The following is a 10,754-nucleotide window of genomic DNA, read 5'->3' on the forward strand; positions in this document are numbered from 1 at the left end:
CCCCACCGGAAGTCCGAAGAGCCGCATTTGCCGTGAATGTGGGCGATTCTTCTTGCATGTTCCTGTCGGCGCATGCCCTCGACAGCGGCAGGATTCCGCGGTTTTCGGCGTCGAATGCGGGTCGTTCACATGCCCAAAGCCTCTTTCGATTCCCCCCATCTCCACCACGGCACACAGAAGATGGATGCCGAAGCCGCTGTCACACTGTCGGAGTGAGCCTCCTGGGCCGTGCGATTGCGCTGGTCCGGGAGGCTCTTCGTTTTCGCGCGCATGCGAGGATCCTGCTATGCCTAGCTCCCCGCTCATCTCGGCCCACGAACTTCACGATCTTCTCGAGGCGGGGCCCGGCATCCGGCTTCTTGACGTGCGCTACCGTCTCGACAAGCCAGACGGCCGGGACGACTACCGCGCGGGGCACCTCCCGGGTGCCGTATACGTCGACATGGACACCGAACTTGCCACGCACGGTGCGCCCTCGGAGGGGCGGCACCCGCTCCCATCTCGCGCGACGCTGCAGGATGCCGCCCGCCGCTGGGGTCTGCACGCGGGAGACGCGGTGGTCGTCTATGACGACTTCCGTTCGGTGTCCGCGGCGCGCGCCTGGTGGCTGCTCCGCGGCGCCGGCGTCAGCGACATCCGTGTTCTCGACGGCGGCCTGTCGGCGTGGCGGGCGACTGGACTCCCGCTCGAGACTGGCGACGTTTCACCCGAACCAGGATCGATCTTGTTCGACGGTGTGGAAGAGGGCATCTCGATCGATGAGGCTGCAGCCTGGCCGCAGCGCGGAGTACTGCTCGACGCGCGTGCGCCGGAGCGCTACCGCGGAGAATCTGAGCCGTTCGATCCCGTTGCCGGGCACATCCCCGGCGCGGTGAATCTGCCCGCAGACGCGGTGCTCGATGGTGCGAGCTTCGCGCCACCCGCGACGATTCGCGCAGCTTTCGAGAGTGTCGGAGTTAGCGACCTCACATCGGTCGCTGCGTATTGCGGGTCGGGCCTCACGGCGGCGCACACGGCGCTTGCCGGTGCGGCGGCAGGCCTGGATGTGGCTGTCTATCCCGGATCTTGGAGCCAGTGGTCCAATACGGCGGGCCGCCCGGTCGCGACGGGCGCCGAGCCGGGCGCCTGAGGAGCAGACGCGGCAGCGAAGGGGCTGGATCGCGATCACGCCCGGTGCCACACTGCTCGCATGACGAAGTTCATGATCTCGTTCCCGAGTTCGGCCATGGTGGTTCCCGATGACGAGTGGGAAGCCGTGGGGGAAGCCGCGCACGCCGTGATCCGTGAGGCCAAGGCTGCTGGAGTGTACGTCTTCGGTGGCGGTGTCAACGAGAGCATCGCGCCGGTGACCGTCGACGGCGAGGGCGTCGTGACTGAGGGTACCTATCCAAGCACCGGTGACCTGTTCGGTGGCTACACGATTATCGAGGTGCCGACGGCGGCCGAGGCGTACGAGTGGGCGGCGAAGATCGCGGTCGCGTGCCGCTGCCCGCAGGAAGTGCGCGAGTTCCAGTACGACCCCGAGTCCTGAGGGCCGGCTTCCGCGTCAGCGCCAGAGCGTGTCGATCGGGATGTCGTGACCTGCGATCCGCTCGGCGGCGCGATGGCCAGAGAACATCGCTGCGGGCACCGTTGCGGGATCGTCGGTCCAGGTCGCCTCACCAGCCAGGTGCAGCACGCCGCCGATCGGCGTTGCAAGGTCGTCGTGGTCGGCGGTCGTCGACCCGAGCGTCATGTACGCGTAGGAGCCGCGGGCGAACGGGTCGTCGTGCCAAGACGTGATCGCAACGCTCGTCGGTTCGACGACGCGATCGCCGTAGAGCCGGCGAAGCTGCGTGAGGATGTTGGCGACGATGCGCTCGGCATCCCACCCGGCGACCTCGCGGGCCGTGGGGCCGGCGGCGAACGTCAGCAGCGTCGGCGTGCCGTGCAACGCTGTCAGGTCGTACCAGGAGTGCCAGGCCCGGCTCTCGGGGCCCTGCTGACGGATGGCGTACACGCCCTCGTCCCAGAACTTCGTGGGGAAGCGCAGGAACACCTTGTCGAACGCGTTCATCGTCAGGCGCGAGAGTGCGCCCGCGACCGGCTCGGGCAGCGGGGGGCGGATGACGAACTCGTCCGACCGCAGCACACCGACCGGCACCGTGACTACCGCGGTCTCGCCTTCGAACACGCCTCGATCGGTTGAGACGACGACGCCGTCATCCGACCAGTCGACGCTCGTGACAACGTGCTGGAGATGGATGTCGAACCCGTCGGCCAGCCGCGTCGCGAGCACGTCGTACCCGTCCGGAAACACGACCTCATCTCCCTCGATCGCGTCGTCGTCGAGGCCGTGGGCGGCGAGGTCCTCGATCCAGGCGCCGTACTGCTCCTCGGCGCGGTGCTCGAGATACTCGCGCACCCGCTGGGTGCGCTCGGCGTCCCAGCCCTGATCGGCCAGTGCCTGCTCGGTGACATCCCGGTACGAAGCCTCAGGGGCGGATGCCGCGATCACCGCGAGCAATGCCGCATCGACCGTGTGCACGTCGTCCGCAAACGCGCGGGCCTCAGCATCCGAGAGTCGCACGCCGTCCGGGCCGTAGTAGGCGATCGGCCGGCTGTCGGGCTGGTAGCCACCGACGGTGAACTCCACCGTGCGCATCCCAAACGCCTCGGCCGCCGCGGCGACGGGGCTGTCGGTGATGCCGTGGATCCAGGAGGCGCCGAGATCGGTCACCTCACCATCCGTGCGATCGGTCTGCACGCGTCCGCCGACGCGGTCCCGGGCCTCGAGGATGACGACGGTGCGGCCCGCCGCCACGAGCAGCCGTGCGGCGGTGAGCCCCGCAATCCCGGCGCCGATGACAACAGTGTCGAAGCGTTCCATGCCCTGATTCTGCACTGTCCGGATGCTCGCGGGCAGCAGGATGTCAGGGGCGGCGCCCCAGCAGCGCATCGACCGCCGCCGTCACAAAAGACGCGGCAGCTCCGATAGCCAGTGCGACCCCGGCGGCGACGGGGGAGAGCGATCCTCCCTCGAACGGCGGGAGCACGAACATGACGAACGATGCGACAGTCAGCATCCCGCCGAGGATCACGGTCGAGACGCGACGGATGACGCCCGTGACGACCCGGCGATCACGATCGTCGGCGAACAGCCGGATCTTGACGGTGAGTTTGCCGTCGGCAAGATCGCCGACGATGGTCTCGATCCGATCGGGGAGTCGCCGGAGGCGCGGGAATGCGCCGAGCGCGGACCGCCCGATCGCCCCTGCCAGAGCCCGCGGGCGCAATTGGGAGAGGATGAGCGCCTGCGCTGCGTCGCGGGACTCGCCGATGACATCCATCGTCGGTGCCGCAGTGCGCAGGGTCCCCTCGAGGATCGCGAAAGCGCGGCCGGCGGCGACGAGGTCTGCGGGGAGGGCGCTGCCATAGCGGGTGAACAGGTCGCTGGCGTTGTCGATGGTTCGGAGGGTGATGCGGGAGCCGCTGCCGAGATCGTGGGTGACGAACTCCGCGAGCGCGCGCCGGAATCCGGGCTCGTCGGCGGGGTTTGCCAACGGCATGATCGCCAGCGCGGCATCCGCGACCCGGCGTGTGTCGCCCTGCAGGAACGCGATCGCGAGGTCCTGCACCGTCTGGCGCAGATCCCGGTCGAGCCGCCCGACCGACCCGAAGTCGATGAGGGTCGACGTGCCGTCGGGGTCGATGATGACGTTTCCCGGATGCAGGTCGGCGTGAAAGACGCCGTCGATCACGAGCTGGCGCAAGAAGCTGCGCAGAACCGTGCGCAGGGCATCCTCGATCTCATCGGTCTGCCCCTCCCGCCGCAGCGCGGTGATCGTCTCGCCGTCGATGAACTCCATCGTGAGCACGCGATCGGTGGACAGATCGGGGAAGAACCGCGGGATGCGCACCTCGTCACGAGCCGACCGCGCCGACTGGGCGAGGCTCTCGAGGTTGCTTGCCTCACGCGCGAAATCGGCCTGATTGCGCAGATCCTGGGCATACTGCTTCGCGATGTCGAGCGCACCGAACTGGCGGGCCTGCTTGATGCGACGCGTCGCCCAGCCAGCCAGGCGCAGCATGATGTCGATGTCGCAGTCCAGCAGGGCACGGATGCCGGGGCGCTGCACCTTCACGGCCACGACGGTGCCGTCATCCAGCGTCGCCCGGTGGACCTGGGCGATGGATGCGGCAGCCAGCGGCTCCACGTCGAAGGTTGCGAAGCGGCCGCGACGCTCGCCGAGTTCGCGCTCGAGGAGTTCTTCGATCTGTGCGGCCGGCGCGGGGTTGACTTCCTTCTGCAGGCGCGAGAGCTCGCGAACCCATTCGGCCGGCAGGATGTCGTCGCGTGTCGAGAGGAGCTGTCCGGCTTTGATGAAGCCGCCACCTGCTTCTTCGAGCGCTTCGCGAAGCCCTCGTGCCTGGCGCGCACGGAGATCCGCTGTCGCCGGGTCGTAGCTGAAGTCGAGCTTGCGGAAGGGGAGGAGGCCGTGGCGCCTGGCCAGACCCCAGATCTGCCGGAACCGGGCGCGACGCTGTCGCCAGGTCAGGGGCTTCTCGCCCGCCGCCGCAGCGGCGAGGTCGGAGAATCGGGGCGGCGCGAACAGCGACGAACTCACGGTTCGATTCTTCCGTGTCTTGCGGTGCCCCGGGTCAACCGGGTTACGGTGTGGCCATGACCGATACGGATGCTGCGACCTCGACCTCCCTCACGTCGGGATCAGTTCTTCCCGGTGTGGAGATCATCGCCGCCATCCGCCGGGTTGCTACCGTGACGGCTCTTGCTCTCATGGTCTACGTGACGTTCACGCGAGGCAGCGCTGGCACATGTGCCGGCGGGATCGGGGCAGACGGGGGCTACATCGATTCGAACGGCAACCCGACCGACACGGTGCCGCAGTGCATTTCGCTGACGCTGGAGCCGAGCCCGTTTGTCATCGTCGCTGGCGTCCTGGTCTTCATCGTTGCGCTCACTCTCGTGATTCGACGGGCGCAGAGTGTTCCGGCGGCGTTGCGGATCCTCGACCGCGCGACCATTATGATCCTCGCTATCGCCGCGGTGTCGCTGGTCGTCTCGCTTGTCTGGTTCGGACTCCTCCCCATTCGGGACTGGAGCCCTGACAGCGAGTGGGGGTTCCTCTTCCCCTTCCCGTTCGGGGCGTTCGACCTGTCGATCAGCTCGATGTCGGCATCCGTTAGCGGCTAGATCAGACCCGGTCGCGCCGCGGGGTGGCGAACCACGTCGCGAGGATGAACGCCCCGACCAGGCCGAAGACCAGCCACGTCAGCGCGGCACCGACCCATCCGGTGACGAAGAAACCGAACATGAGCGCTGCGAACCACAGCAGCGCCACCAGCGCGACCGTCATGAGGGTCAGCAGGATGCCGCGCAGCGGCGCCCGTGCGAAGAGGCCGAAGCCCCACGCGGTGCGCTGCGGAACTCCGAAGACGGCAGGCAGCATGATGGCAGCGACCGCGAGCGCGGGAATCACGAGCCACGACGCGGTCAGAGCGCTCGCCGAGACGGCCACCGTGAGCAGCAGCACCGCAAGCCATTCCGCCCAGGTCGGCCATCGCCTGCCGGCGTCGAGCGCAGACCGGAACGCGGCCGCAACCAGCGCGACGCTGACAACGATTCCAGCGAGCGAGACGAGCGCAAGCAGCACGAAGACGACGGATGCCGCGGGCGTGACAAACGGCACCACGAGCAGCACCTGCACCGCGGTGTTCAGCAGGGCGACAGGGACCCACACCCGCCACGCGCGGCCGAGCAGCATCCACGCGCTCACAGGTCACCTCGCACGGCGTCATCCAGGATGTCCCAGTACTTGCCGCTGTAGATCGTCTCGTCGCCGACCGTCACCGTCACCGTGTCGGTCGCGTCGGCGGGCGAGGTGACGGTGATCGTTTCGCCGTCTGCCGTCTCGCCCGTGCACGACACCGCCTCGCCGTCCTGCTCACACACCGGCGCGACGAGGACGTCGATGTTCTTCGCGAGCAGGATGTCGATAGCGGCGTACCGAACCTCGGTCAGGTGGTTCCCGCCGACCGGTGCCAGAGCCTCGACCTGCGAGCATCCGGCCACCGCCAGCATGCTCGCCGCGAGCACGGATGCCGTGATCAGTCGCCGCTTCACAGTCCACGCTCCGTCTCGTACGCCAGGATCCGTGCGTTCTCTGTCAGGTGCTGCTTCTCGAGCGCGGCATCCGTGATTCGCGACAGATCGAACGGGGCCTTCAGGAGTAGCTCGGTGTTGCGATCCAGCGGCGAGCCCCGGCGCATCATGGGGCTTTCTGCCCAGTCGTTCGAGGCGAACTCGCGCGAGCGCGACGCGAGGTCGGCGACGCTGCCGCTGGAACCGGGAACGGCGGGGGAGGCGTGATCGAGCACCGTCGTGAACAGCGACAGGGTGCCGTCGCGGTTGTCGACGATCTCGACCACCTGCTGCTGCTGCGGGAAGTCGATGCACGATGCCGTCGTGATCTCCCAGAAGCCGCGCTCGCCGTCCGCGTGCGCGAGGACCTGATTCAGGTGCGTGTGGCCGTTCAGCCAACCGATCACGACGGGGTACTTCAGCAGCATCGCGACGAACTCCTCGGCGCCGTAGAGCTTCTGCGGGTCATCGAAGCGCTGCGCCTTGTTCTCGAGCGTGAGGCTGTTGTGGTGGCTGAAGATCAGGACGAGCTTGTTCTCGGCCTGCGCCTGCTGCAGCTGCGTTTCGAGCCAGCGGAACTGCACCTCGGGAACCGCGCCGTCGGGCCCCGCGACCTGATTGCACGTGTCGAGGCCGAAACCACGGACGTTCGGTGACAGGTCGGCCGACCACCAGGTCTCGCCCGAGTCGACGTTGTGTTGGGTGAAGCCGTGGCCCACGGGGCCGGGCGTCGGCTGGGTGTTGAAGTGTTCGGCCATGAACTCGCGCTGTTCGAACAGGTAGCGCTCGGGGCTGGCGGCGACCTCCTTGAAACCGGGCCGACCCCACGCGAGCCCCGGCGCATCGACTGCCTGCTGCAGGATGCCGGTGGCAGCGGCCCACCCGCCGAGGGCCATTCCCGCCGTACCCTCGAGGGCGTAGGACTTCTGGGCGCCGATCGCCAGGGCGTGCAGCTGCGGGCTGAGATTGAACGTGCCGAGCAGCAGCGTGTCGTGGTTTCCGTAGACGGCGTACCAGGGGGCCGGCAGGCCGACCGAGTCCACGGGCTTCGCGATCGCCTGCGAGAGCAGATCCGGAAGCGTCGGGAAGCCGTAGTCGCCGAAGGCTCCGCCGCTTGGGTCACCGGGCCGGTACGCCCAGGTGGCTTCGGCCCAAGCCTGCACTCCCTGGTAGGTCGAACTCGCGTACGCCGGGTCGACGCTCAGGCCGTCCATGAGATCGATATACCACCGCAGCTCCATGTGGGAGTGCATGTCGGCAGAGTCGCCGGTGACGATCGCGGCGCTCATCGGGGCTCCCGTGAGCGGGCTGTACCGGGCATCCGAAAACGCCTGCACCATCGCCGCTGTCGCATGCGGGCTCAGGGGGTCTTGCGGGTGGAACGCGGAGCCCCACGCCGAGTGGTCTTGCACGATCATGGGTTCGATGCGGCCGGGGGACTGCGCGTCGATGACGTGGAGGTCAGAGAGGTGCCCGAGGTACAGCAGCGAACGTCGGGCCGTCGTGCGTGCGCTCGAGGGCGTCGCTCGCAGGATGTCGAGACGAGGGATATACGGCTCGCCGGGTCCGGTCACCAGTCCCCGGTACGAACCCTGAATGACACTGCCCTGCAGAATCGTCTGCTGCAGGGTCGTCGGGATGCTTGCCGCGGTCTGCGCTGTCGTCTGTGCGCGGGCGACAAGACCGCGCCCGAGGACGTCGATGTTCAGTCCGGTGGCGGCAGCGAGCGCTGCAACGCCGGTGAGGAAGTGGCGACGGGACAGTCCGGGCATCGATGCCGTCCGTTCGGGTCAGGCGACAATGCTCTGACTTTATCGGAACGGCGCGCGTCCATACCGGAGCGAACTCAGGCGTCGGGTCGTTCGATCAGCACGAGACCCTGCTTGGTCAGAGCGAGAGTCACCCAGCCGTCGCCGAACAGGTAGGTCATCCCGTACCCGTCCTCATCGACCGCGACGGCGTATTGCGGGTCTGTCGTGATGTAGGTGCCTTGGGCGCCGTCCTCGCGCAGCCAGCCCTGACCGATGAGGTCGGCCTGCAGGCGCGTTGCCTCGCTGGCGGCGATCGGGGCCCAGCCGAAGACCAGCAGGTTGTCAGTCGCGGGGCCGTCGAAGTCAGCCCAGGTGCACTGCAGGCCACCCTCGACGACTGTCGCGCCGACGAGGAAGTCGTCGGCGCGCGAGGTCCAGCCGTAGCTGGTGAGCTCGTCGACGAGCGAGGCGGAGATGAGGGTGTCGCACGATGGTGCTGACGCCTCCGCGGTGGCGCTGGGGGAGGCATCCGGGGTCTCGACCGGAGCTGCTGGCGGGGCCGATTCTGTGGTCGTTGGTGTGGGAGAGGGTGCGGGACCTGTCGAGCAGGCGGCAAGGGCCAGTGCGCCCAGCAGGATTGGAGCCAGGAGGGTCGTGTGCAGCGCTCGTGAGGTCATGACGCTGCCTCATCGCCACGGAGAAGGTCGATGAAGGCATCGTGCAGGATGCCGTTGGTGGCGATGCCCGACCGATCGCTTAGGGTGTGGGTTCCGTCGACCGCAGTGAACCTGCCACCGGCTTCGTGCAGGATCGGCACGTAGGGAGCGATGTCGTATTCCTTCACGCCGAACTCGGCGACCATCTCGAGGCGGCCTTCGGCAAGCAGCATGTAGGGCCAGGCGTCACCGTATCCGCGATCGCGCCAGACGGCGCGGGTCAGGCGGATGAGGTCATCGACGCGGCCCGCCTCGTCCCACTGGCCGATGCTTTGAAAGCTGACGCTCGCACGATCGAGGGAGTCGATGTCTGAAACCTGTAGTCGAGTCGCCTCGCCCGAGGGGGTCGAGGTCCACGCGCCGAGCCCGGTGGCGCCCCACCAGCGTCGCCCGATCGCGGGCTGACTGACCACACCGACGCGGGGAACGCCGTCGATCGCGAGGGCGACGAGCGTCGCCCACATCGGGATGCCCTTGAGGTAGTTGGCTGTTCCGTCGATCGGATCGATAATCCACTCCCGTGCGGCGTTGCCGGATGATCCGAACTCCTCGCCGAAGATCCCGTCATCGGGACGCTCGGCCTCGAGGACGTCGCGAATGGCCCGCTCGGTCGCCAGATCGGCCTCCGTCACGTACGTGGCATCCGGCTTGACACGGATGTCGAGATCCGCGGCGTCAAAGCGTGCCATCGACACGGCGTCAGCGGCATCCGCGAGCCGCAGCGCGAGGCTCAGCTCTGCCGAGAGATCGCCGTCGAAGGGTGCGTCAAAGCTGTTCATCGCGGGAGAGAAGCTCACAGACCAAGGATAGGCGGCGGCGCCTCCCGCGATTTCTCGGTGACGTAATCGTGATGCTAGAGTTGACCCTCGGTTCGCCGCGCAATCTGAGCGTCGCAAACCTCTGCACCTCTAGCTCAATCGGCAGAGCAACTGACTCTTAATCAGTGGGTTCAGGGTTCAAGTCCCTGGGGGTGCACCAGCTCGTCAGTGCTGTCGCGTGTTCGTTCTTCGACGCGCACCGCTGCCGCGTCCGTCCGCCTCGCGTGAGAGTGCTCTCACATAGCGTTCGCATAGCCGGCGCTAAAGGTAGATTCGTTGTCAGAGCAACACCTTCGCGATATTCGGGTAATCGCGAAGAAGGCGGCCCGGGTGAGAATTTCTCCCCGGGCCGCGTTTCTGTCTTCGCGCGAACCTCTCCGCAGGATGCCTAGCCGGCGTCTCCGATGAGCACTGCTGCGCCTTCCTCCTGCACATCGGCGACGTGACCGTCGATGCGGGTAAGGGCTCCGCGCCCGAGCAGGATGATCAGTCCCGACACCAGAACCGCGACGGCGGCGACGTAGTACGGCACGCTCGCCGAGAACGCATGCCACAGGAGTGCGGCAAGCGGGGGAGCGGCCGCACCGCCGAGGAAGCGCACGGCAGAGTACGCCGACGAAGCGACGGCCCGGGGGTGGTCTGTGGCTTCCATGACCGATTCGGTGAGCACCGTGTTCATGACGCCCAGAAGAAGGCCTCCGATGACGATGCAGGTGACCAGCGCCGCCGCCGACTCGACGAGCAGTCCCGCAACCAGAAGGTCCACGGCAAGCAGCACGAGCGTGCCCTGCATGATCGTGGTGCGAGGCATCCGTCGCGCCAAGGCGGGCGCGACCCAAACGCTCGTGATCGCGAGCGCAACGCCCCAGCCGAAGAAGGTCAGGCCGATCCCCATTGCCCCGAACCCGAGCGGGAAGGGCGAGAAGGCCAGCAGGATGAAGAACCCGATGTTGTAGAACAGGGCAGCCGTTGCCAGCACGGCAAGGGCGGGGGTGCGCAGCGCGCGAATCGGTGCCGACAGCGGCATGGGGGTTCGCCGCTCGCCGGTCCCGCGAACAAGCACGGCGACGGCGATGAAGGCGATCGCCATCAGCGCCACCACGCCGAAGAACGGGCCGCGCCAGCTGACCTCGCCGAGAAGACCGCCGAGGAGCGGCCCGATCGCGATCCCCAGTCCGAGGGCGGCTTCGTAGAGGACGATCGCCGCGCCGCTTCCGCCAGCTGCCGCGCCGACGATGGTCGCCAGGGCTGTCGAGATGAATAGGGCGTTGCCGAGTCCCCAGCCGGCACGGAAGCCGATGATGGCGTCGACGCTGCCGGAGAGTGC

The 10,754-nt window shown here is 67.7% G+C and carries 11 protein-coding genes and 1 tRNA gene; 4 read left to right on the forward strand and 8 right to left on the reverse strand.

Features of this window, described 5'->3' with window-relative positions; translation table 11 throughout:
* The first annotated feature begins 286 nt into the window (after window positions 1–286).
* Together B4F19_RS15520 and B4F19_RS15525 are read left to right on the forward strand one after the other, a co-directional pair.
* Window positions 287–1,129, forward strand: a complete 843-nt coding sequence (locus tag B4F19_RS15520; protein ID WP_228178051.1) for a sulfurtransferase — start codon at window positions 287–289, stop codon at window positions 1,127–1,129.
* Window positions 1,130–1,189: 60 nt separating this feature from the next.
* Window positions 1,190–1,531: a YciI family protein gene (locus tag B4F19_RS15525; RefSeq protein WP_228178052.1), complete on the forward strand. Its 342-nt coding sequence runs from the start codon at window positions 1,190–1,192 to the stop codon at window positions 1,529–1,531.
* A gap of 15 nt (window positions 1,532–1,546) precedes the next feature.
* On the opposite strand, the gene B4F19_RS15530 is transcribed toward B4F19_RS15525, so the two are convergent.
* Window positions 1,547–2,869, reverse strand: a complete 1,323-nt coding sequence (locus B4F19_RS15530) for a flavin monoamine oxidase family protein (RefSeq protein WP_292727944.1) — start codon at window positions 2,867–2,869, stop codon at window positions 1,547–1,549.
* A gap of 43 nt (window positions 2,870–2,912) precedes the next feature.
* Window positions 2,913–4,607, reverse strand: coding sequence for an ABC1 kinase family protein (locus tag B4F19_RS15535; protein WP_292736191.1), 1,695 nt, complete (start codon window positions 4,605–4,607; stop codon window positions 2,913–2,915).
* A gap of 56 nt (window positions 4,608–4,663) precedes the next feature.
* On the opposite strand from B4F19_RS15535, the gene B4F19_RS15540 reads away from it, so the two are divergent.
* The gene (locus tag B4F19_RS15540) at window positions 4,664–5,194 is read left to right on the forward strand and encodes a hypothetical protein (protein ID WP_292736194.1); all 531 of its coding nucleotides are present in this window, start codon (window positions 4,664–4,666) and stop codon (window positions 5,192–5,194) included.
* Between the two features lies 1 nt (window position 5,195).
* Here the strand turns inward: B4F19_RS15540 and B4F19_RS15545 are convergent, their stop codons facing one another.
* The 5 genes from B4F19_RS15545 to B4F19_RS15565 all read right to left on the reverse strand — a co-directional run bounded on the left by B4F19_RS15545 (window position 5,196) and on the right by B4F19_RS15565 (window position 9,388).
* A complete protein-coding gene (locus B4F19_RS15545) occupies window positions 5,196–5,777 on the reverse strand; it encodes a hypothetical protein (protein WP_292736198.1) in 582 nt (193 codons plus the stop codon).
* Window positions 5,774–6,124 carry a hypothetical protein gene (locus B4F19_RS15550; RefSeq protein WP_292736201.1) on the reverse strand — a complete coding sequence of 117 codons (351 nt, stop codon included), beginning with the start codon at window positions 6,122–6,124 and terminating at the stop codon, window positions 5,774–5,776. Before B4F19_RS15550 ends, B4F19_RS15545 begins: the two co-directional genes overlap by 4 nt.
* Complete coding sequence (locus tag B4F19_RS15555; RefSeq protein WP_292736204.1) at window positions 6,121–7,914, reverse strand: TIGR03767 family metallophosphoesterase; 1,794 nt, start codon at window positions 7,912–7,914, stop codon at window positions 6,121–6,123. Before B4F19_RS15555 ends, B4F19_RS15550 begins: the two co-directional genes overlap by 4 nt.
* Window positions 7,915–7,988: 74 nt before the next feature.
* Window positions 7,989–8,570 (reverse strand): hypothetical protein, encoded by a 582-nt coding sequence (locus tag B4F19_RS15560; protein ID WP_228178059.1) that lies wholly within the window; start codon window positions 8,568–8,570, stop codon window positions 7,989–7,991.
* Window positions 8,567–9,388: an inositol monophosphatase family protein gene (locus B4F19_RS15565; RefSeq protein WP_228178229.1), complete on the reverse strand. Its 822-nt coding sequence runs from the start codon at window positions 9,386–9,388 to the stop codon at window positions 8,567–8,569. The genes B4F19_RS15560 and B4F19_RS15565 overlap by 4 nt, the downstream gene beginning before the upstream one ends.
* 123 nt (window positions 9,389–9,511) lie before the next feature.
* Between B4F19_RS15565 and B4F19_RS15570 the strand changes: the two genes are divergently transcribed.
* Window positions 9,512–9,587, forward strand: a tRNA-Lys gene (locus B4F19_RS15570).
* A 228-nt stretch (window positions 9,588–9,815) separates the two neighbouring features.
* Here the strand turns inward: B4F19_RS15570 and B4F19_RS15575 are convergent.
* On the reverse strand, window positions 9,816–10,754 hold a 939-nt coding region (locus B4F19_RS15575; RefSeq protein ID WP_292736207.1), incomplete at its 5' end, for an MFS transporter.

Origin of the sequence: Microbacterium sp. UBA1097 (assembly GCF_002313585.1) — a bacterium.
GTDB lineage: Bacteria > Actinomycetota > Actinomycetes > Actinomycetales > Microbacteriaceae > Microbacterium.